16 protein-coding genes are annotated in these 21,126 nt (G+C 67.2%); 11 read left to right on the plus strand and 5 right to left on the minus strand.

Features of this window, described 5'->3' with window-relative positions:
* Positions 1–11: 11 nt before the first annotated feature.
* From AC5Y3Z_RS07810 to AC5Y3Z_RS07835, 6 genes are all read left to right on the plus strand, one after another.
* Positions 12–1,124 (plus strand): MCE family protein, encoded by a 1,113-nt coding sequence (locus AC5Y3Z_RS07810; RefSeq protein ID WP_463824738.1) that lies wholly within the window; start codon positions 12–14, stop codon positions 1,122–1,124.
* Positions 1,124–2,593 carry an MCE family protein gene (locus AC5Y3Z_RS07815; RefSeq protein WP_463824737.1) on the plus strand — a complete coding sequence of 490 codons (1,470 nt, stop codon included), beginning with the start codon at positions 1,124–1,126 and terminating at the stop codon, positions 2,591–2,593. Before AC5Y3Z_RS07810 ends, AC5Y3Z_RS07815 begins: the two co-directional genes overlap by 1 nt.
* An 11-nt stretch (positions 2,594–2,604) precedes the next feature.
* On the plus strand, positions 2,605–3,234 hold the full coding sequence (locus AC5Y3Z_RS07820) for an Rv1363c family protein (protein ID WP_463824736.1): 630 nt from the start codon (positions 2,605–2,607) through the stop codon (positions 3,232–3,234).
* Entirely contained in the window at positions 3,231–3,848 is a 618-nt protein-coding gene (locus tag AC5Y3Z_RS07825) for a hypothetical protein (protein ID WP_463824735.1), read from the plus strand. The genes AC5Y3Z_RS07820 and AC5Y3Z_RS07825 overlap by 4 nt, the downstream gene beginning before the upstream one ends.
* Complete coding sequence (locus AC5Y3Z_RS07830) at positions 3,845–4,327, plus strand: CAP domain-containing protein (protein WP_463824734.1); 483 nt, start codon at positions 3,845–3,847, stop codon at positions 4,325–4,327. Before AC5Y3Z_RS07825 ends, AC5Y3Z_RS07830 begins: the two co-directional genes overlap by 4 nt.
* Positions 4,328–4,478: 151 nt before the next feature.
* A complete protein-coding gene (locus AC5Y3Z_RS07835) occupies positions 4,479–5,876 on the plus strand; it encodes an MBL fold metallo-hydrolase (RefSeq protein ID WP_463824733.1) in 1,398 nt (465 codons plus the stop codon).
* Positions 5,877–5,956: 80 nt separating this feature from the next.
* On the opposite strand, the gene AC5Y3Z_RS07840 is transcribed toward AC5Y3Z_RS07835, so the two are convergent.
* Both AC5Y3Z_RS07840 and AC5Y3Z_RS07845 read right to left on the minus strand, forming a co-directional pair.
* Positions 5,957–6,229 carry a hypothetical protein gene (locus tag AC5Y3Z_RS07840; RefSeq protein WP_463824732.1) on the minus strand — a complete coding sequence of 91 codons (273 nt, stop codon included), beginning with the start codon at positions 6,227–6,229 and terminating at the stop codon, positions 5,957–5,959.
* 115 nt (positions 6,230–6,344) lie between these two features.
* Complete coding sequence (locus tag AC5Y3Z_RS07845; RefSeq protein ID WP_463824731.1) at positions 6,345–10,406, minus strand: bifunctional nitrate reductase/sulfite reductase flavoprotein subunit alpha; 4,062 nt, start codon at positions 10,404–10,406, stop codon at positions 6,345–6,347.
* Between the two features lie 422 nt (positions 10,407–10,828).
* Between AC5Y3Z_RS07845 and AC5Y3Z_RS07850 the strand changes: the two genes are divergently transcribed.
* The gene (locus tag AC5Y3Z_RS07850) at positions 10,829–11,287 is read left to right on the plus strand and encodes an LppP/LprE family lipoprotein (RefSeq protein ID WP_463824935.1); all 459 of its coding nucleotides are present in this window, start codon (positions 10,829–10,831) and stop codon (positions 11,285–11,287) included.
* Here AC5Y3Z_RS07850 and AC5Y3Z_RS07855 read toward each other — a convergent pair.
* Positions 11,284–13,224 carry an acyl-CoA dehydrogenase family protein gene (locus tag AC5Y3Z_RS07855; protein WP_463824730.1) on the minus strand — a complete coding sequence of 647 codons (1,941 nt, stop codon included), beginning with the start codon at positions 13,222–13,224 and terminating at the stop codon, positions 11,284–11,286. The genes AC5Y3Z_RS07850 and AC5Y3Z_RS07855 overlap by 4 nt on opposite strands.
* Positions 13,225–13,329: 105 nt before the next feature.
* On the opposite strand from AC5Y3Z_RS07855, the gene AC5Y3Z_RS07860 reads away from it, so the two are divergent.
* A complete protein-coding gene (locus tag AC5Y3Z_RS07860) occupies positions 13,330–13,896 on the plus strand; it encodes a methyltransferase family protein (protein WP_463824729.1) in 567 nt (188 codons plus the stop codon).
* The gene (locus AC5Y3Z_RS07865; RefSeq protein WP_463824728.1) at positions 13,896–14,981 is read left to right on the plus strand and encodes an esterase-like activity of phytase family protein; all 1,086 of its coding nucleotides are present in this window, start codon (positions 13,896–13,898) and stop codon (positions 14,979–14,981) included. Before AC5Y3Z_RS07860 ends, AC5Y3Z_RS07865 begins: the two co-directional genes overlap by 1 nt.
* On the opposite strand, the gene AC5Y3Z_RS07870 is transcribed toward AC5Y3Z_RS07865, so the two are convergent.
* Complete coding sequence (locus AC5Y3Z_RS07870) at positions 14,953–17,502, minus strand: ABC transporter permease (RefSeq protein WP_463824934.1); 2,550 nt, start codon at positions 17,500–17,502, stop codon at positions 14,953–14,955. The genes AC5Y3Z_RS07865 and AC5Y3Z_RS07870 overlap by 29 nt on opposite strands.
* Before the next feature lie 125 nt (positions 17,503–17,627).
* Positions 17,628–18,104 carry a MarR family winged helix-turn-helix transcriptional regulator gene (locus AC5Y3Z_RS07875; protein WP_463824727.1) on the minus strand — a complete coding sequence of 159 codons (477 nt, stop codon included), beginning with the start codon at positions 18,102–18,104 and terminating at the stop codon, positions 17,628–17,630.
* Between the two features lie 96 nt (positions 18,105–18,200).
* On the opposite strand from AC5Y3Z_RS07875, the gene AC5Y3Z_RS07880 reads away from it, so the two are divergent.
* Together AC5Y3Z_RS07880 and AC5Y3Z_RS07885 are read left to right on the plus strand one after the other, a co-directional pair.
* Positions 18,201–20,246 carry an ATP-binding cassette domain-containing protein gene (locus AC5Y3Z_RS07880; RefSeq protein WP_463824726.1) on the plus strand — a complete coding sequence of 682 codons (2,046 nt, stop codon included), beginning with the start codon at positions 18,201–18,203 and terminating at the stop codon, positions 20,244–20,246.
* Positions 20,243–21,091, plus strand: coding sequence for a CbiQ family ECF transporter T component (locus tag AC5Y3Z_RS07885; protein WP_463824725.1), 849 nt, complete (start codon positions 20,243–20,245; stop codon positions 21,089–21,091). The genes AC5Y3Z_RS07880 and AC5Y3Z_RS07885 overlap by 4 nt, the downstream gene beginning before the upstream one ends.
* Positions 21,092–21,126 lie beyond the last annotated feature (35 nt).

The following is a 21,126-nucleotide window of genomic DNA, read 5'->3' on the forward strand; positions in this document are numbered from 1 at the left end:
TTGGGCGGCAGATGATCACGGCTGCGGTCAGTGTCGCCTGCATGACGGTCCTCGGTGGGTGTGACTGGCACGGCCTGAATTCGCTCACGCTGCCCGGCACGTCCGGTGGCGGCGCGGGCTCCTACACGGTCCAAGCCCAGTTACCCGATGTGGTGAATATCCAAGAGAACACCCGGGTCCGGGTCGATGACGTCAACATCGGCAATGTCACCAAGATCGAGGCCCAGGACTGGCACGCGCTGGTCACCATGCGGATCAACGGCGACGTCCAGCTGCCCGCCAACGCCACCGCCAAGATCGGTCAGACCAGCTTGCTCGGGTCCATGCACATCGAGCTCGCCCCGCCCAGGGACGAGCCGCCGGTCGGACAACTGCGAAACGGATCGGTCATCCCGCTGGCACACGCGAGCATGTATCCGACCACCGAGCAAACCCTGGCGTCGGTATCCGTGCTGCTCAACGGCGGTGGCCTGGCTCAGCTGCAGGAGATCACCCAGGCGGTCGCCAAGGCTTTCGCCGGACGCGAAAACGACATGCGCAGCCTGCTGCGACAACTCGACGAGTTCATCGCCGGCACCAATAAGCAGACCGACGACATCATCGCTGCCGCTGAGAATCTCAACTCGTTGGCCGGTCAGTTCGCCGCCAAGGACGCGGTTGTGGACCGGGCGCTGCTGACGGTGCCCAAAGCGCTCGCGGTCCTGGCCAATGAGCGCACCCAGATCGCCGACGCCATCGACCAGCTCGGCAAATTCAGCGCGATCGCCGCGGACACCGTCCGCCAGAGCAAAGAATCGTTGGTGAACAACCTGCGCCAGATCGCCCCGGTGCTGCGCAGGCTCGCCGACGCGGGACCGTCGCTCACCAAGGGACTGGACGGATTGGCGACCTACCCGTGGCCGACGTCGACGGTGACCAACTGGTTCCGCGGTGACTACGCGAACCTCACCATGATCGTCGATCTCACGTTGAGCCGCATCGACACCGGGATATTCACCGGCTCCCGGTGGGAAGGCAATCTGACCCAACTCGAACTGCAGTGGGGACGCACCATCGGCATGCAACCGAGCCCGGCCACCGGCGGGAATCCGCTGACCTTCCCTTACCACTTCGAGGGATACTGATGCTGCGCCTGAACCGCAAGACCTGGATCCAATTGGCAGTGCTGACGGTGGTGACGCTGATCTCTTGTGGCTCAATGGCTTTCAACTACATGAAGATACCTGAGACGCTGTTCGGAATCGGCGAATACAGCGTCACCGTCGACCTGCCGCAGTCGGGCGGGTTGTACGAGAACTCCGTGGTCACCTATCGCGGCACCGACGTCGGTCAGGTGCGGTCGGTCAGTGTCACCGCCGAGGGGGTGCGCGCGGTGCTGGCCATGCGGTCCGGCGTCAAGGTGCCCGCCCACGTGCAGGCATCGGTGCACAGCCGGTCGGCGATCGGGGAGCAGTACATCGAACTGACCCCGCAGCCCGGTGGAGACGGCCGACAGTCAAGGTCGCTCAGGGCCGGTGACGTCATCCCGGCCGGACAGGTCGATGTGCCGGTCGACATCGGGCGGCTGCTCGACATGACCAACCGTGCGCTGCAAGCGATTCCGCGCAACAATCTGCGCACCGTGATGGACGAGGCCAATCGTGCGGTGGGCGGGCTGGGACCCGAGCTGTCCCGGATCGTCAACGGGTCAACGGCATTGGCGAACGCCGGCGGCCGCACCGTCGACCCGCTGGCCACCATGATCGACCAGGCCCCGCCGGTGTTGAACTCCCAAGTGCAGACATCGGATGCGATAGCCACCTGGGCCCGTCGAACGGCAGCCATCACCGCGCAGTTCCAGGCGCAGGATGCGGCTCTGCGAGACCTGTTGGCGCAGGGCAGTTCCGGGCTGGAGGAGGGCCGTGCGCTGTTCGATCGGGTCGCGCCCGCGGTACCGGTGCTGTTCGCCAACCTGGTGAGCCTGGGTGACATCGCCTTCGTCTACCGGCACGACATCGAACAGATCCTGGTGCTGCTGCCGCAGGGCATCGCGGTGATGGCGGGCTCGCTGGTGCCCAACGTCGGCACCAAGCAGGACTACAAGGGCTTCTACCTGGATTTCAACCTCAATATGAACCTGCCGCCGCCCTGCACCACCGGCTTCCTGCCGCCCACGCAGCGGCGTTCACCGGCCAGTGTGGATGCGCCGGACCGGCCGGCGGCCGAACTGTATTGCCGACTGCCGCAGGATTCCGAACTCAATGTTCGTGGCGCGCGCAATATTCCGTGTGAGACCAAGCCGTGGAAACGTGCCCCGACCGTCGAGTTGTGCGAGAGCGACGAGGAGTACGTGCCGCTCAACGAGGGCTACCACTGGAAGGGCGACCCCAACGCCACCACCACCGGCCAGGGTGTCCCGCAGTACCCGCCCGGCCAGGATCCGCGGCTGCCGCCACCGCGCGGTACCGCGCCGCCGCCCCCGCCGGTCGCGGTCGCCACCTACGACCCGGCCACGGGTGAGTATGTGGGGCCCGACGGGCGTCGTTACACCGAGGCCGATTTGGCGCACCCGCGTGCCAAGAACTGGCAGTCACTGCTGGTGCCGTCACCGTAGTTAGGAGCAACATGGCTGAGCAGCCCGAAGAGCAGAAGGTCAGCTTGTCGAAAGAGGCTGATGACGTCGACAAGACAGATGTCGGCGACAGCGTGGCGGAGGAGGCTGTCGAAGACCGTGACAGACCGTCGGTCATCCGGTTGCCCAACCCGTTCGGGCGGCTCTCCCGGGTCGGGCGTGCGCTGGTGGCCGCCGCGCTGGTCGTGGCCGCGCTCACCGGGCTGACCGGTTGGCTGGGCTACCGCGACTACGCGCAGCACCGGGCGCAGGCCCAGCGTGAGCTGTTCATCCGGGCCGCTCGGCAGGGCGCGGTGAATCTCACCACGCTGGACTACACGCAGATCGACACCGACGTGCAGCGCATCATCGACCTGGCCACCGGGGCGTTCCGGGACGATTTCGAGCGTCGTTCCAAGCCGTTCGTGGAACTGGTCAAAGTGGCTCAGTCGAAGTCGGAGGGCACGGTCACCGACGCGGGACTGGAATCCCAGCGCGGCGACTCGGCGCAGGTGCTGGTGGCGGTCGCAGTGAAATCGCGGACCGCGGCCGGCGAGGAGGCGCCCCGGGAATGGCGGATGCGAATCGAAGTCCAGGCCGTCGGTGACGAAGCCAAGATGTCGAACGTGGTGTTCGTGCCATGACGACACTGAGCGAACGGATCGTCGAATCAGGGCCCGCAGACGAGGAATCGCTGGACGACGACACCACACCGGAACCCGACGACGACGACGCGGCCGAACCGACCGCCGGCCGGGAGCGGGTGAGGACTCCGATCCGGTGGTCGCGGGTACTTGCTTTCACGGTCCTGCCGGGGATCGCGTTGCTGCTCGCGGTGGCCGCCGGCTACTTCAAGTGGGACGTGTCGAACACGGACGTGGGTGCGGCCGCAGCCGAGTCGGTGCGGGCCGCCAGCGACGACGCGGTGGCCATGCTGTCCTACACCCCCGAGTCGGCGGATAAAGATCTCGGCGCCGCCCGGGACAGGTTGACCGGGGAGTTCAAGGACGCCTACACGGCGCTGACTCGCCAGGTGGTCATCCCGGGTGCCAAGGAGAAGCGCATCGCCGCGGCCGCGAAGGTCACTGCGGCGTCGTCGGTGTCGGCGACCGCAAACCACGCTGTGGTGCTGTTGTTCGTCAACCAGACCGTCACCATCGGCGACGGCGGCACCCCCACCGATACCCAGCCGGTGATCCGGGTGGTGCTGGATAAGGTCGACGGCCGCTGGCTCGTGTCACATTTCGACCCGGTATGAACCGGCTGCACGCCCCGGCGGTTGCCGGCCTCATCCTGCTGGTGACGGCCCCCAGCGCCGTCGCAGATAACAAGCGGCTCAACGACAGTGTCGTCTCCGGGGTGTACACGGCTCAGCATCAGGCGGGTTGCACCAACGATGTGAACATGAACAACTCGTTGTATCTGGCCGCCCAATGGCACGCCGACGACCTGATCAACAACCGAAACATCAACGCCGACATCGGGTCTGACGGATCGACGGCACAGTCCCGGGCCGCCGCGGCGGGCTTTCGCGGCAAGGTGGCCGAAACCGTCGCGATCAACCCGGCGTTGGCCATCAGCAGCCTCGAGGTGTTCCACCAATGGTTCGACAACCCGGACTATCTGGCGATCATGCGCGATTGCGCCAACACCGCGATGGGGGTGTGGTCCAACAACAGCCTGGACCGCAGCGTGGTTGTCGCGCTGTACGGGCAGCCCGAACCGCGGGGCCGATGACTTCGGCTCACCGCGATTCCAGTCACCGCGTGCTGCGCGAACGGGGTGAACGTCCCGGGTTCGGCGTGATCGTCGTGGCCCGGGGTTACGGCGCCGCGTCGCGGGGGAACCCTGCGTTAAATCTGCCTCAAGGGCTCAGGAGGAAGACTCGATGATCTTCACACAGCACTATCTGGAATGCCTTTCGCAGGCTTCGTACTTCATCGGCGACGAAAGCTCGGGACGTGCCGTGGTTGTCGATCCCCGCCGCGACATCGACGAATACCTGCAGGAAGCCGCCGAACACGGCCTGACGATCGAACGGGTGATTGAAACCCACATCCACGCCGACTTCCTCAGCGGCCACTTGGAACTCGCGGCCGCGACCGGGGCGGTGATCTCCTACGGCAAGGACGCCCGGGTCGAGTTCCCGGTCGAGCCGCTGCACGACGGGCAGCGAATCTCGTTGGGCGAAGTCACTTTCGAAATCTTGGCGACCCCGGGTCACACCCCGGAGTCGATTTCCGTCGTGGTCTACGAGTACCCGGACGACGAGGTGCCTTACGGGGTCTGCACCGGCGACGCGCTCTTTGTCGGCGACGTCGGAAGGCCGGATCTGCTTGCCGATGAAGGCATTTCAGCCGAGGACCTGGCCCGCACACTCTACGAGACGCTGCACGGCAAGCTGCTCACGCTGCCCGACGCCACCCGCGTATTTCCCGCGCACGGGGCCGGGTCGACGTGCGGCAAGCAGCTTTCCAGCGAAACTTACTCCACGATCGGCGAACAGCGGGAGACCAACTACGCGGCCAAGATCGACAACGTAGCCGAGTTCGTCGCATCGCTGACCTCGGATCAGGCGACCCAACCGCGCTACTTCGAATACGACTCGCACCGCAACCGAGAGCGGCGCCCACTGCTCAACGACGGCCCGCCGAACGTGTTCGGCATCGACATCGTGGAAAAACACGCGGCAGCAGGCGTGACGTTGCTGGACAGCCGCGAGCCCGAGGACTTCGCGGCCGGTCACCTTCGCGGTGCCATCAACGTCAGCCTGGCCGGGCGGTTCGCCGAATGGGCCGGCGGCGCAGTGGAAATCGACCGCGACATTGTCTTAGTAGGCGATCCGGAGAAAGCGGGGGAGTCCCGGCTCCGCCTGGCGCGGGTGGGGCTGGACCGCGTGCTGGGTCAATTGGACGACCTGTCGGCGGTGTCCGACGAGCGCCCGGAGCTGATCGCGACCACCCGCCGCTACCGCGCCGCTGAGCTGGAGCAACGGCGCGACTCGACTCCGAACCTGCAGATCGTCGACGTGCGCGGCAAAGCCGAGGTCGAGGACGGCGTGGTGCCGGGCGCCCGCCACGTCCCGCTGCCCGCGCTGGTCGATTCCCTCGACGAGTTCGACAAGTCCGCTCCGGTGGTGACCTACTGCGCCAGCGGCACCCGTTCGATGATTGCGGCCAGCCTGTTCCAGGCGGCGGGTTTCGACGTCGCGGATCTGCTCGGTGGATTCGGCGCCTGGGCGGATGAGGGCCTGCCGGTGGCGGACGCCGAAAATCAGTGCGCCTGAGTCACATCCGTCTCGTCTTTCACAGCCGTAACCCGAAGGTGGCTGTGGGATCTTCCCGGAGTTGGTAGCACCGGCGCGCGCTACATGGCTGCGGCGTCGGCCCGCCCGTAGTCCGACATCTCGCAGACGCAGTCCTGCGTGACGTCGGCGGACGCACGGCGCAGCAGCGTGCCACGCCGAAACTTCAGGTGCTGCGCATAAACCTTGTCCCGCTGGCTCGGCGAGAACGCGAAGTCCAGATTGACCGGCAGTCCAGCCCAATCGACCTGGTCAGCGGGGGCGTCATCGTTGCGCGCACCGCAGTGCAGCGGACATGACGCACCGTTTTTCGGACCATTCGAATCCCGACCCACGTCTGCGACCCTCCCTTGAGTGCGCGAACTCCTGGGTGAAATGGTGCGACTCCGATGTTTCAGCTACGGCCTCGTGACGTTTCCGTCAAATTACGGAGTTACCCAGAATCGCGTGTCAGTACACGTCGCGGTGGTAGCGCCTGTCAGTTCGCAGCGAACCGACGAAGGCCCGGGCGTCTTCGATACAGAGGTTGCCGTGCTCGGCAGCGATGTCGCAGATGGCCTGGTCCACGTCTTTCGCCATCGGATCGGCGCTGCCGCAGACGTACAGCTGGGCCCCGTCCTGCAACCATCGCCACAGTTGCGCACCCCGCTTGCGCATCAGGTGCTGGACGTACACCTTCTCGCGCTGGTCGCGGGAAAACGCCAGGTCCAGCTCGGTGAGCAAACCGTCGGCATGCATCGCCTGGATCTCGTCGCGGTAGTAGAAATCAGTGGCGGCATGCTGCTCACCGAAGAACAGCCAGTTAGGACCGCTGTGGCCGAGCGCGCGCCGTTCCTGCAGAAATCCGCGAAACGGAGCGATCCCGGTGCCGGGGCCCACCATGATCATCGGGGTCTGCGGGTCGCTCGGCGGCCGGAAGTTCTTCGATGTCCGCACATACACCGCGATCCGGTCACTGGGGGAGCGGTCGGCCAGATACGTCGAGCACACTCCGCGCCGCGGCACGCCCGCAAAGTTGTAGCGCACCGGCGCCACCGTCAGGTGCACCTCGCCCGGATGCTCTTTGGGACTGGACGAGATCGAATACAGCCGCGGCTGCAGGGGCTTGAGGATGTCGAGCCATTCCTCGGCGGAGGCGGTGACGGGCGCCCAGGCGAGCAGATCGACCGACTGGCGTCCCCAGGACCAATCTGCCAGTGCGCCTTTGTTTTCCGGCTTCATCAACGCGGCGAGCTGCATGGCCGCACCCGAATCCGCGGTGCGATCGCACACGAAGCGCAGCAGGTCCGGGCTGATGTGGGCGATCTCGAACCGGTCGGTCAGGGCGGCACGCAACGACATCGAACCGTGTTGGGCGACCTGCACTTCAGTGTGTCCGTCGAGGCCGGTGACGGTCAGCCATTCGTCGACGAATGCGTCGCTGTTGTGCGGCCACACACCCAGCGCATCACCCGCCTCGTAGCACACCGTTCCCTCGGGGACGTGAAAAACCAACTGGCGCACATCTTTTGCCGACTCCGGCCGACTCAGCGTGGTGTTGCGGATGAGATCGGTAACCAACGGCTGCTTCTTGGAGTACTTCGTGGCGGCTCGCACCGCAACGGTCGGTGTGCGGGCGAAGGACCCCAGGATGTCGGTCACCCAGCGCGCGGCGGCGTCCTCGTAGTCGGGTTCGCAATCGACGCGGTCGATGATGCGGGTCGCGCCCAGTTCGGCGAGTCGGGCGTCGAGTTTGCGACCGTGCCCGCAGAAGTCGTCGTAGTTGGAATCACCGAGCGCCAGCACGGCGTATCGGGTGTCGGGCAGGCGGGGGGCGTCCGGTGCGGTCAGCGCCTGCCAGAACTCCGCGCCGTTGTCCGGCGGGTCGCCGTCACCAGTCGTGCTGGTGATCACCAGCAGTTCAGGGGTGGACGCCAGGTCCCCGGTGGGGAAGTCATCCATGCCGCGCAGCTCAATCGACATCCCAGCGGCACGCAACCGCCCGGCGATGTCGGCAGCGAGTTCCTCGGCGTTGCCGGTCTGCGAAGCCCACAGCAGCACGGTCCGGGACCCGGCCGACGATGGCTGCGGCGACCACATGCCCGCCAGCACGCCGTTTACCCACATCCGGGCACGGTCGTCGAACGGTGCGCTGTCGGGCAGCGTGGGCGGTTGAACTGTCGGAGTGCCTTTCGTGCCCAGCCCGGTCAGCAGCCCGGCGAGGTAGGCGCGACCATGCGCGTCGAACTCGGGTATCGCCTCGGCCGCCACGCCGAGGAACTCGGCGATGGCGTCGATCTGGGCCAGACCGCTACGCGGGACGCGGTAGAGCTCGTCGACCGGGTCGCCCTGCACGGCGGCCACCTTGGTCAGGTTTACCGCGCAGGCCTTGTACTCCGGTTGGCGCGATACCGGGTCGACGGCGTCGTTGGTGACCGCGTTGATCGAGAGGTACTCGCCGAACACGTCGTTCCAGTGGAACGGCGCGAAGCAGTTGCCGGGCAGTACGCGGTCGGTGACCACGGCGGGCAGTACGGCGCGGCCCCGGCGCGACGCCACCTCGACGCGGTCGCCGTCGCAGATCTGCAACCGGTCGGCGTCGTCGGGGTGAAGTTCGACGAAGGGGCCGGGGTTCAGCTTGTTCAGCTTTGCGACCTTGCCGGTCTTGGTCATCGTGTGCCACTGGTGCGCCAGGCGGCCGGTGTTGAGCAGCAGCGGATAATCGGCGTCGGGCACTTCTTCAGGCAGCAGGTGCGGGCGGGCGAAGAACACCGCCCGGCCGTCCGCAGTCGGGAAGGTCAGCCGGGGCTGGTGACCGTCGTCACGGACGCGGCGGTCTTGGCTGACGCCGTCGTTGAGGTAGCGGATCGGATTGCGGTCCGCGGTGCTCCCGGGTGGGCATGGCCACTGCACCGGGGTGGTCCGCAGTCGCTGGTAGCTGACACCGCGAAGGTCGTAGCCGGTCCTGGGATTCCAGAACTGCTTGATCTCCTCGAAAACATCTTCGGCGGAGGCGTAGGTGAAGGAGTCGGCAAAGCCCATCGCACCGGCTATTCGGGCGATCAGCTGCCAATCCGGCAGTGCCTGGCCCGGCGGTTGCACGGCCGCCTCGAACAAGGTCAGGTTGCGCTCGGAGTTGACCATCACCCCGTCGGACTCGGTCCACAACGTGGCCGGCAGCACGATGTCGGCGTACTCGTTGGTCTCGGTCTCCAGGAATGCGTCCTGGGTGATCACCAATTCGGCTTTCTCCAGACCGGCCAGCACGGTCTTTCGATTGGCCACGGTGGCAACGGGATTGGTGCAGATGATCCAGCAGGCCTTGATCTGACCGTCGGCCATCCGGGAGAACATGTCGATCACCCCGTCGCTGACATCGGTACGCAGCGAGCCGTGCGGGATGCCCCACAGATCCTCGGTGAACTCTCGGTCCTCAGTGCAGGTCACCGACCGCTGCCCGGGCAATCCTGGTCCCATATAACCCATTTCGCGTCCGCCCATGGCGTTGGGCTGCCCGGTCAGGGAGAATGGGCCACTGCCGGTCTTGCAGATCGCGCCGGTGGCCAGGTGCAGATTGCAGATCGCGTTGGTGTTCCAGGTGCCGTGGGTGCTCTGATTGACGCCCATCGTCCAACAGGTGACCCAGTTGGCGGCTTCCCCGATCCAGCGGGCCGCCGTGCGGATGTCTTCGGCTGGGATGCCGGTGGTTTCGCTGACCGCGTCGACGGTGAACTGTTTCAGGAAGCCGGGCATCACCTCCCACCCGGTGGTGAACTCAGCGATGAAATCGTCGTCCGTGTACCCATTTTCGACGATCAGTTGTAGTAAACCGTTGAGCAGCGCGAGATCTGTGCCCGGCGCGATCTGCAGGAACAGGTCGGCCTTGGCGGCGGTGGCGGTGCGGCGGGGGTCGACGACGATCAGTTTGGCGCCCGCCTTGACCCGATCCATCATGCGCAGGAACAGGATCGGGTGGCAGTCGGCCATGTTGGATCCGATGACGAAGAACACGTCGGCGTGGTCGAGATCCTGGTAGGAGCCCGGCGGTCCGTCCGCGCCCAACGACAGCTTGTAGCCCGAACTGGCCCCGGCCATGCACAGCCGCGAGTTGGATTCGATCTGGTTGGTGCCGATGAAGCCCTTGGTCAGCTTGTTCGCCAGGTACTGCGCCTCCAGCGACAGCTGGCCGGACACGTACAGCGCGACGGCATCCGGGCCGTGCTCGTCGATGACGGCGCGCAGTCGCTGCGCGGCCGCGGTGATCGCGGTGTCGGTGTCCACTGCTTCCAGTGGTTGCCCCCGGTCGGTCCTGGTATACGCCCACTCTGTGCGACCCGGCGCGGTCATCAGGTCAGCGGTGGTCTTGCCTTTGGTGCACAGCCGGCCGAAGTTTGCCGGATGATCTTGACGCCCAACTGATTTCACGATGTGACGACGGCCGCTTTCGGGGTCGGTGGTGATCTGCAACACGAGTCCGCAGCCGACACCGCAGTACGCGCACATGGTGTGCACGGTGTCCTGCTCGGACTGCATAGTGCCCTCGTCCTCCCCGGATGGTGCAGCGGAATATGTGCAAATCGTGCTACGACGATGTTTCGCTTCGACGCATCCGAGGTTTCCGCCGCTTTACGGAGATCTCGCAACCCGCTGCACCGCACTGTGCGCTGCGGGGAACCTCGGGCTCACGTGTCGACCAGCGCCCTGCGCCCAGATTAGCGTCGAGCATCCCGAATTTCGGCCTGTAGCTGCGGTTTTGACGGAACCCGGAGTACATTCACAGGTCATCGCAAGGTCGGCGCCGGTGACCCACGAGCGCGTTCACCCTGCGGTGGTGGCGACAAAATGCGGGAACCCCGCCATCAGCGCAGAATCAACGCCCGGGGGAGGCCGACGCCGGGCCGGGACGAGTCGTTTAGGCTCGCGACGTGCGTCGTTGGAGCGCGATCGTCGTGTTGATGAGCCTGCTGGCTGTCGGCTGCGACGACAAACCGTCGCCGCCACCGGCCGCCAAACCGGACAGCTGCAAAGAATCCGACGGCCCCACCGCCGACACGATCCGGCAGGCCATCGCCGCGGTTCCGGTCGAGGTGGCCGGCTCGAAATGGGTGGAGATCGGCCGCGGCCGCACCCGCAAGTGCCGGTTGCACTGGGTGCAGATCATCCCGACCATCGCCTCCGAATCGACCCCGCAGCAGCTGCTGTTCTTCGACCACAACATCCCGCTGGGCTCACCCACGCCCGATCCGCGGCCCTACATCACCGTGCTGGCGCCCAGCGACGACACCGTCACCGTGCAATACCAGTGGCGCAAGGGCAACGACGAGGAGTGCTGCCCCAGCGGCCGCGGCACGGTGAAGTTCCAGATCGGACCCGACGGCAAGCTCAAAGCGCTCGGGCCCATCCCCCGAAGCTAGTCGGGCAGATTCTCCGGGTGCAGCATCTCGGCGTAGCGCAGCGGCTCAGGGATGCCGAACCCGTCGACCAGCGTCCGGGCGTGCGGACGCAGCACCCGGCACCGGTCGTTGATGCCGCGGGTCACGGCCTTGGCCCGTTCGGTCGACAGGTACGTGTGCTCGATGAACCAGGCCTTGTCCTCTTCGATCACCGACAGCGCGTAGAGGTCGCAGACCACGTCGAGCAGCTCGCGGGTCTCGCTGTCCGGGCACGCGTCGATGCCGGCGACGAACGCCTCCAGCACCACCCGGTCGATGTGCGCCTGGGCCGCATGCAGCACGTGATCCTGCACCGCGTTGAAGGCGTCGAAGGCCGACATCTCCTTGGACTTGCCCTGTAGCCGGCGGGCGACCGAGGACAACAGATAGTTCTCCCGGTCCTCGAACATGCTGACCTGAGTGCCGCGGTTGAACAGGCTGCCTTCCTCTTCGCTGTCCTGCCGCGAGTCGACGATGCGTTGCATAATCGCTTCGGCCGCAGTGCGTTTCATCACCCGGTCACCGACGGTGTTGGCCGCGAACCGCACCCATTCCACCGGGCTCATGCTCTTGATGTCGTCGGCGTACTGGGTCAGCAGCTCCTTGGCGACCAGCTGGGTCAGCACGTGGTTGTCGCCCTCGAAGGTGGTGAACACGTCGGTGTCGCCGCGCAGCGCGATCAACCGGTTCTCGGCCATGTATCCCGCACCGCCACACGCCTCCCGGGCCTCCTGAATGGCCCGCGACGCGTGCCAGGTGTTGGCCGCTTTCAGGCCGGCCGCGCGGGCTTCCAGCTCACGTTGCTCGTCGGCGTCCACCACGTCGGAGGTCTGCAGGTCGTGGGTCTTGGAGACCAGCTCGTTCTGCGCGAACTGCAGTGCGTAGGACCGCGCGATCAACGGGAAAAGCCGGCGCTGGTGCACCAGGTAGTCCATGATCAGCACTTCGGACTCGTCGTCGTCGGGTGAAGTGAACTGCCTGCGCTGCAACGCATATCGGGTGGCGATGTCCAATGCGACGCGAGCGGCGTTGCCCGCGCTGCCGCCTACGGTGACCCGGCCCCGGATCAAGGTGCCGATCATGGTGAAGAAGCGGCGGTTCGGGTTGTCGATCGGCGAGCTGTAGGTCCCGTCCTCGGCGACGTCGCCGTACTTGTTGAGCAGGTTCTCCCGCGGAACGCGGACGTGGTCGAACATGATGCGGCCGTTGTCCACTCCGGGCAACCCGCCCTTGTACTGGCAGTCCGAGGTGGTTACGCCCGGCAGGTCGTCGCCGTCCTCGTCGCGGATCGGTACCAGCAGGCAGTGCACCCCGTGGTTGACCGGCTCACCGTCTTCATGGGTGATCAACTGCGCGAACACCGCTGCCATACGGGCGGTTTCGGCCGCACCACCGATGTAGTCCTTGCGTGCCGAGGGTGTCTCGGAGTGCACTACGAACTCCTGGGTGTCGGCGTCGTAGGTCGCCGTCGTCTCCAGTGACTGCACGTCGCTGCCGTGTCCGGTCTCGGTCATCGCGAAACAGCCGAGCAGGTCCAGGGAGATGATGTCCTTGATGTAGGACCCGTGGCGCTCGGTGCCGAGGTTCTCCACCGCCCCGCCGAACAACCCCCACTGCACCCCGGCTTTGACCATCAGCGACAGATCCGACATGGCCAGCATCTCGATCATGGTGACCGCCGCCCCGACGTCGCCGGTGCCGCCGTGTTCTTTGCGGAAACCTTCGTCGGAGATGCCGGAGGCGGCCATCATCTGCATCTGCTCGGCCACCTTGGCCCGGGCGATGACGGTGTTGGGGGTGTAGTGCGGACGGAACGCCTCCTGGGACAGCTTGGCGCGTACCTCGTTCTTCACATCGCGCCACCGCCCGTCCAGCGCGTCGCGGAGATGATCAGCTGTGGTCTTGTTGTCTGACGCCATTCCACGACCGTAGCCCGTCGTCCGCGCTGCCGGAACAAGTCGCACTTCCCGGCCTTGCGGTGTCGTGGAATCGTTAGGTTTGCTGGGCGACAAAGGGGGTCGGCGATGCCGCAGTATCTGGCCGCACTCATGGTGGTGCTGCTGTTCGGCACGGTGGCCGGACGACTGATAGTGCTCAAGCGAACCGGCACACAGGCCCTGCATTTCGGGAACCTGGACAACAGCGATTTCGCGATCCCGCCGGTGGCGTCGTTCTACTTCTACACGATCTTCGCGGCGGCGTTCGGCTGGCCGCTGGTCAGTAATCAGCGGTTTTTCCAGTCCAGCGTGGCCGCTTGGGTCGGAGTGGGCCTGTGCGCGTGCGCCATCGGCGTGCTGGTGTGGAGCCTGGTGTCGTTCGGCCGCAGCTTCCGGGTGGGCATCGACGTCGACAAACCTGGCCGCCTGGTCACCTCCGGCGTCTTCGCGGTCAGTCGCAACCCGATCTACGTCGGCTTTTTCCTGTTCTTGGTGGGCCAGCTGTTGGTGTTCCCCAACTGGGTTCCGCTGTTCTACCTGTTCGCAGGAACCTGGCTGTTCCACCGCCAGGTGTTGCGGGAAGAAAAGTTCCTACGCGAGCAGCACGGCCGCGAATTCGACGAGTACTGCACTCGCGTCAGGCGTTATGTCTGATGCGGCGCCGGTTGGTGGCCCTGCTGCTGGCCCTGGGGCTGGCCGGCTGCGCTGCCGGGCCGCCTGCGTCGCACGCGGCGCCGCTGCTGAGTTATCTCGGCCAGATGCAGCTCGGTTCCGGCGCGGTGTGCGACGGCACCGTCGTCGGCGGGCTGTCGGGCATCAGCTACGACCCGCAGCGTCAGCTCTACTACGTCATCAGCGACGACCGCTCCGGGAAAGCGCCGGCCCGGTTCTATACCTTCCGGTTGTCGTTGTCGGACAACGGGATTGACGAAGCCACCTGCATCGGCGGGCGCCCTTTGCGGGACCGGTCCGGAGCGGTGTTCGGCCCGTTGGACCCGCCGGTGGTGCCCCCGGACCCGGAGGGCATCGCTTTCGACGCGGGCCGGCAGCGACTGTATTGGAGTTCCGAAGGGGAGCGACTGACCGACCCGAATCCGGTGCTGCTGGATCCGTGGGTGCGCATCGCCGGGCTCGACGGCGGCTATCAGGGGGAGTTCATCCTGCCCGCCAACCTCAAGATGTCCGCGGCACGCACCGGGCCGCGGCGCAACCTCGCGCTGGAGGGACTGACTCTCACGCCCGGCGGTGCGTCGCTGTTCGCCGCGATGGAAGACCCCGGCTACCAGGACGGGCCGGTGGCCGACGGCGAGCACCAGGTGTTGACCCGCATCACCAGATTCGATGTCGCCACCGCCGCGCCCACCGCTCAGTACGCCTACCCCATGGACCCACCCGGGCGCGGCGTCGACCGTAACGCGGTCTCTGACCTCGTGGCGCTGACCGACACCACGTTCCTGGTGCTGGAACGCTCCACCGCCATACCTGCGGTCGTGCGCATCTACCGCGCCGAAATCGGCGCGGCGACCGACATCTCGGCGCTGCCGTCGATGCGGGAAGCCGCGCTGACGCCGATGACCAAGTCGCTGGCAGTCGACCTGTCCGCGGTCCATCCGCTGGACAACGTCGAAGGCATCACTCTCGGACCGAGACTGCCCGACGGGCGTCAGTCGGTGGTGCTGGTCAGCGACGACAATTTCGCAGCCACCCAGATCACCCAGTTCGTGCTGTTGGCGATGTAGCAGGCACGCGCAACCGGTATCGAACCAGTCCGGCCCACGCCAACCCCAGGACCGCCAGCATCAGCATGTCGAACACCCACCAGCCGGAGTAGTGCGCCCACATGGCGTTCTGCGCGGCCAGTTTGTCGACCCGGCGCAGGTTGACCGTGGACGCCGCGGCCGCAAACCCCCACTGCGCCGGGATGAACCAGGACACCTGGTCATACACCCAGGTGCCCACCAACGACATCAGACCGCCGGCGAACAACAGCGAGGCCAGCAACGCCGGCACCGCCAGCGCCACCGCCTCGCCGACCGATCTGCCGAGCGAGGACAGCGCCAGCCCGACGATGGCCGAGACGACGGCCGTCGCGGCCACGCTGACATACAGCTCGAAATCCGCGCTGCCCAGCAGGACGGCGCCGTGCCTGGGTCCGCCTTTGCCCGCCAGGACGATGACGCTCAGAATTGCCGCCTGCACCGCGGCGACGACGCCGAACACGACGATCTTGCCCAGTAGGTACGCCGACGCCGACAACCCGACCTGCTGATCCCGCCGGAACACCCGCCGCTCGCTGACCAGGGCGCTGATGGTGGCGGTGGTGCCCAGCAGCACCGCGCCGAAGTTGAGGGCGGCCAGGATCTCGACGGCTTCGTGGGTGTTGCTCGACGACGAACCCGCTCGTCCCAGCCCGGAATTGCCGGGGATCAGCAGCGTCAGACAGCCCAACGCGACCGGCAGCAGCAGCAGGAACAACCCCTGCACCGGGTTGGCGGACACCATCCGGACCTGGCGGCGGACCACCAGCCGGACCTGCTGGCCGAAGCTGAGGGCGGGCGGGGTGCGTTCGGGATGGGCGACCGACGGTGGCGGGGGAGCAACCTCCTGCTGCCGGAGCTGGAACGCGTGGTGGGCGCCGTCGGGGTCGGCGGCCACGCGGGCGAAAATCTGGGACCAGTCGGTGGTGCCCAACACCGATTCCAGCTGCGCGGGTGGCCCGGCGAAGGCCAGCCGGCCGGCGGGAGTCAGCACTAGCACTTGATCGCACAGGCTGAGGTAGCCCAGCGAGCCGGGCGACGTCACCGCCATCACGACCACACAGCCCAGATCGGCCTGCCGGCGCAACATCGTCATCAGGTGGTGCTCCTGCTGCGGATCCAACCCGGCGGCAGGCTCGTCGACCACCAGCATCGTCGGCCGGGCCAGCAGTTCGACCGCCAGCGACGCGCACCGGCGCAGCTCGGGGGGCAGCTTGGCCACCTTGGTTTTGCGGTGCGGGGTCAGCTCGAGCTCGTCGAGAACCTGCTCGACGATCCGGGTGCGGTTTTCCACCGTGGTGTTCGACGGCAGCCGCAGTTCGGCGGCGTAGCCCAGGGCGCGTTCCACGGTCAGGTTGAGATGGACCCGGTTGTCGCGGGGCACCACGCCGATCCGCGTACGCATCGCCGCCGGGTCGCCGTGCACGTCGCGGCCGTCCACCGTCAGGACACCGGAGGTCAGCGGGCGGGTGCCGGCCAGCACTGCGGTCAGCGCGAAATTGCGGGCCGCTGACGGGCCGACGACGGCGATCAGCGAGCCCGGACGGGTCGTGAACGACACGTCGGCGAGCACCGGGTGGCCGTCGAGCGTCAGTCCGAGCTGGTGGGCGGTCACCCCGATGGTCCGCGCGCCGGATTGCAGCAGCGGCAACCGGCCGGTTTGTCGGGTGAATTCGCCGGGTGCAGGCTCGTCCTGGGCAGGGAGCAGTTTGCGCGTCGCCTCGCTCATCCGGCTGATCAGGCCCGGCGCCTCGGGCTGCTTGTCGAGGTCGACGGGTGCAGGCGCCGGCGGGACGGGCGGTGTCACGGGTGGCGGACTCGGCGCGACGGCGGGTTCGGCCCGGATGAAGCGGAACGGCCGGGTGGGCCGTTCCATCGGGGATTGCTCGGTGCCCGAGAAGTCGAGCGGCGCCATCGGAATACGGGTGGTAGCCGGCTCGTCGGCGACCGGCGGCGGCTGCACCGGGATGCGGCCGGTGGTCGGCTCGGGCTCGCCGGTGGGAGGCGTCTGCGCCGGAAGCCGCGTGGTTTCCGGCTCGTCCACCACCGGCTGCGCCGGGATGCGGGTGGTCTCCGGATCGTGTTCGGCCTCGGGCTGCGCGCGAAGCTGAGCAGTGGCCGGCTCCCCGTCCAGCCGTGATTCGGGTGGCAACGCGACCCCGTGCGGGTCGGTCGCGGACGCGGCCGCAGCCGGATCGTCGGCGGCAGAGACCTGGAAGGTCAGTCGCGGCCCGCGCTCCGCGTCGCCGAGCGCGATTGTCTGGCCATCCCGGATGTCCACTGTCGACAACCGGGTGCCGTCCACGAACAGGCCGTGCTGACTCTGATCGACGGCCAACCAGTGGGTGCCGGCGAACCGCAGCACCAGGTCGGGGACCGGTTGGGACGCATCCTCGACCCCACCCAGGCCGGGGCGGTCCAACCGGATGTCGCAATGCCCGCCGTGGCCCACGATCACGTCGCGGCCCGGCGTGAAGAAATACCGCAACGATCCGACCCACACGGTCAACGGGGAGGCATCAGGTATGGCCGGCACCCTTCTCTAAAGAGCGGTCCAGGGCGCACCATTCGCGCCCTGGAACCAGTGTCTACCCGCTGAGGCGGTACATCCACCTGCAAAATCGGGGCTCAGAGCGTGTTGCGTCCCGGCGCGCTCGCCGCGTTCTGCAACACCCGCCGCAGCACGTCGACGGCGTCGACCAGCACCTGGCGTTCGGCGGGTCGCAAGCGGGCCAGTTGCGGTTCGATGGCGGCGGCGCGGTCGCGGCGCACCGCGTTGAGCATGTGCAGTCCCTCAGGCGTGATTCGGATGCGGACCGCCCGCGCATCGCCGGGGTCGACGGTGCGCGAGACCAGTCCGGCCTCTTCGAGCCGGCGCACCTGGGTGGTCATCGTGGGCTGGGAACAGTGGTCGACGGCGGCCAGGTCGCCGATGCGAGCTTCGCCCTCGGCGTCGATGGTGGCCAGCAGCCGGGCCTGCGCCGCCGGCAGCGGCATCTGGATGCGCTGAGTTGCCAGCCGATTCAGCCGTGCGACCACGGCCAGCAGATCCGCTCCCAGGCCGTGCGGGACCTCGGCGTCATTTGCCGTGGCGGACGAACTCATGAACTCATCGTTGCATAGCTTTGCTATGCGCCACCAATCGCGGTTAGTCCTACGTGCTGCGCCGGTGCAGGGCCTGTGCCTGGCAGAATCGGTCGAGTGACACCGCCCGGCCCATCACCTTCGCGCCATCGGCGCGGACCCCTGCGCCCCCCTGAATTGGCGCAGGCCGCGGTGATGGCGGCGTTATGTGCGGTGACCGCGATCATTTCCGTTGCCGTGCCGTTTGCCGCGGGTCTGGCGCTGTTGGGCACTGTGCCCACCGGCCTGCTGGCCTACCGGTACCGATTGCGGGTGTTGCTCACCGCGACGGTCGCCGCGTCCATCATCGCTTTCCTGATCGCCGGCGGCGGTGGGCTGGGCGCGGTGGTGCAGAGTGCGTACATCGGCGGGCTCACCGGGGTGATCAAACGCCGGAACCGGGGCACGCCGACGGTGGTCGTGGCCTCGCTGATCGCCGGGGTGATCTTCGCGGCCGGCAACGTCGGGCTGCTGATGATCCTGACCCGGCTGCGGCACCTGATGCGCGACGCCATCACCGCCAATGTGGACGGTCTCGCGTCCTTCCTGAACGGCGTGCATGGTGAGCGCCTCGGTGCCTGGCTGAAATCTGCCTACGCCTTCTCGTTGCATTACTGGCAGCTGGTGCTGCTCGGCATCGTGACGATCGGGATCGTGTTCATGTCGCTGATCGGCTGGTGGGCGCTGTCGCGGCTGCTGGAACGCATGCGCGGCGTGCCCGACGTGCACAAGCTCGACGCGGCCGTCGGCGACGCGCAGGATGCCGCCGTCGGGCCGGTCCCGGTGCGCTTGGACAAGGTGCGCTACCGCTATCCCGGTGCAGACCAGGACGCGCTGCCCGAGATCAGCATGGAACTCCGCGAAGGCGAACACGTCGCCATCACCGGGGCCAACGGTTCCGGAAAGACCACGCTGATGCTGATCCTGGCCGGCCGGGAGCCCACGTCGGGCACTGTGCACCGGCCCGGCGCGGTGGGTCTGGGCAAGTTGGGTGGGACGGCGATCGTGCTGCAGCACCCGGAAAGCCAAGTGCTGGGCACCCGCGTCGCCGACGACGTGGTGTGGGGGCTGCCGCCGGGCACCAAGATCGATGTCGAAAAGTTGCTCCGCGAAGTGGGACTGGACGACCTCGCTGAACGGGACACCGGCAGCCTGTCCGGCGGTGAGCTGCAGCGCCTCGCGCTGGCGGCGGCACTGGCCCGCGAGCCGGCGATGCTGATCGCCGACGAGGTCACCACGATGGTCGACCATCAGGGCCGCGAGGGTCTGCTCAACGTGCTGTCTGGTCTGACCAAACGGCACCGCATGTCGCTGGTGCACATCACGCACTACAGCAACGAAGCCGAATCCGCCGACCGCACAATCAAACTCAGCGACTCGCCGGACAACACCGGCATGGGCCAGGCGACCGAGGCCCCGGCGCCGGACGTGGGTGACACCCGCCATGCGCCAGCCCTGGAACTCGTCAACGTCGGGCACGAGTACGGCGTCGGCACGCCGTGGGCCAAGACCGCGCTGCGCGATGTTTCGTTCGTGGTCGAGCAGGGCGACGGCGTGCTGATCCACGGCGGCAACGGCTCGGGGAAGTCGACGCTGGCGTGGATCATGGCCGGGTTGACCACACCCACCAGCGGCGCCTGCCTGCTGGACGGGCGGCCCACCCACGAGCAGGTCGGCGCGGTCGCGTTGTCGTTCCAGGCGGCCAGGTTGCAGTTGATGCGCAACCGGGTGGACCTGGAAGTCGCCTCTGCCGCCGGCTTTTCGCACAAGGACGAAGACCGCGTGGTGGCCGCGCTCGGCGTGGTCGGGCTGGATCCGGCGCTGGCCAAGCGCAGCATCGACCAGCTCAGCGGCGGCCAGATGCGCCGGGTGGTGCTGGCCGGGTTGCTCGCGTGCTCGCCGAAGGCGCTGATCCTCGACGAGCCGCTGGCCGGTTTGGACATCGCCAGCCAGACCGGCCTGCTGCGCCTCTTGGAAGACCTGCGCCGCGACACCGGGCTGACCGTGGTGGTCATTTCGCACGACGCCGTCGGGATGGAGACGTTGTGTCCCCGGACGCTGCATCTGCGGGACGGCGTGCTGGAATCGGCGTCGGCGTCCAGTTCGGCAGGGGGTGCGTCGTGACGGTGGCGTCGTCTCCGGCGGGGCGGGAGAAGCGCAAACCCGGCCGTCCGGTCGTGCTGCTGGTGCCGATACCGGGCGGCTCGCCCATCCACGATCTGTGGGCCGGAACGAAGCTGCTGGTGGTCTTCGGGATTTCGGCGTTGCTGGCGTTCTACCCCGGCTGGGTGACGATCGGGTGCATGGCGGCGCTGGTACTGGCGGCGATCCGGATTGCCCGCATTCCCCGCGGGGCGCTGCCGTCGATACCCCGCTGGTTGTGGATTGTGTTGGCAATCGGCGGTATTACCGCCGCCCTGGCTGGCGGCGATCCGGAAATCCCGGTCGCCGGTGTCGAACTCGGACTCGGCGGAACGCTGAACTTCCTGCGCATCACCGCGCTGACACTGGTACTGCTGGCGACCGGTGGGCTGGTCTCCTACACCACCAATGTGGCCGAAATCGGTCCTGCGGTAGCCACTTTGGGCCGCCCGCTACGGCTGTTGCGGCTGCCGGTCGACGAGTGGGCGGTGGCGCTGGCGCTGGCGCTGCGCGCCTTCCCGATGCTGATCGACGAATTCCAGGTCCTCTACGCCGCGCGTCGATTGCGGCCCAAGCAGACCCCGAAGAGTCGCAAGGAGAAACGTCAGCAGCGCCGGCTGGAGATGATCGACCTGCTGGCCGCCGCCATCACGGTGACGCTGCGGCGCGCCGACGAGATGGGCGATGCGATCACCGCCCGCGGTGGCACCGGTCAGCTGTCGGCCAATCCGCGGGGGCCCAAGCTGGCCGACTGGGTGACGCTGGCGATCGCCGTCGTGGTGGGTGGCGCGGGCGTCGCAATCCAGACCATCCTCACCGCGGCCTGACGAGTTGGCGGCTACTTCGATCGGTCTCAAACAGC

The sequence above is a fragment of the Mycobacterium sp. NGS61 genome (genome assembly GCF_059812325.1).

What these genes read in the sequence shown, in the direction of transcription:
- AC5Y3Z_RS07855 (WP_463824730.1), bottom strand. Translation starts at nt 13,224, where the DNA reads ATGGCGTCAGACAACAAGACCACAGCTGATCATCTCCGCGACGCGCTG.
- AC5Y3Z_RS07850 (WP_463824935.1), top strand. Translation starts at nt 10,829, where the DNA reads ATGAGCCTGCTGGCTGTCGGCTGCGACGACAAACCGTCGCCGCCACCG.
- AC5Y3Z_RS07835 (WP_463824733.1), top strand. Translation starts at nt 4,479, where the DNA reads ATGATCTTCACACAGCACTATCTGGAATGCCTTTCGCAGGCTTCGTAC.
- AC5Y3Z_RS07810 (WP_463824738.1), top strand. Translation starts at nt 12, where the DNA reads ATGATCACGGCTGCGGTCAGTGTCGCCTGCATGACGGTCCTCGGTGGG.
- AC5Y3Z_RS07875 (WP_463824727.1), bottom strand. Translation starts at nt 18,104, where the DNA reads ATGAGTTCGTCCGCCACGGCAAATGACGCCGAGGTCCCGCACGGCCTG.
- AC5Y3Z_RS07860 (WP_463824729.1), top strand. Translation starts at nt 13,330, where the DNA reads ATGCCGCAGTATCTGGCCGCACTCATGGTGGTGCTGCTGTTCGGCACG.
- AC5Y3Z_RS07820 (WP_463824736.1), top strand. Translation starts at nt 2,605, where the DNA reads ATGGCTGAGCAGCCCGAAGAGCAGAAGGTCAGCTTGTCGAAAGAGGCT.
- AC5Y3Z_RS07865 (WP_463824728.1), top strand. Translation starts at nt 13,896, where the DNA reads ATGCGGCGCCGGTTGGTGGCCCTGCTGCTGGCCCTGGGGCTGGCCGGC.
- AC5Y3Z_RS07825 (WP_463824735.1), top strand. Translation starts at nt 3,231, where the DNA reads ATGACGACACTGAGCGAACGGATCGTCGAATCAGGGCCCGCAGACGAG.
- AC5Y3Z_RS07815 (WP_463824737.1), top strand. Translation starts at nt 1,124, where the DNA reads ATGCTGCGCCTGAACCGCAAGACCTGGATCCAATTGGCAGTGCTGACG.
- AC5Y3Z_RS07845 (WP_463824731.1), bottom strand. Translation starts at nt 10,406, where the DNA reads ATGCAGTCCGAGCAGGACACCGTGCACACCATGTGCGCGTACTGCGGT.
- AC5Y3Z_RS07830 (WP_463824734.1), top strand. Translation starts at nt 3,845, where the DNA reads ATGAACCGGCTGCACGCCCCGGCGGTTGCCGGCCTCATCCTGCTGGTG.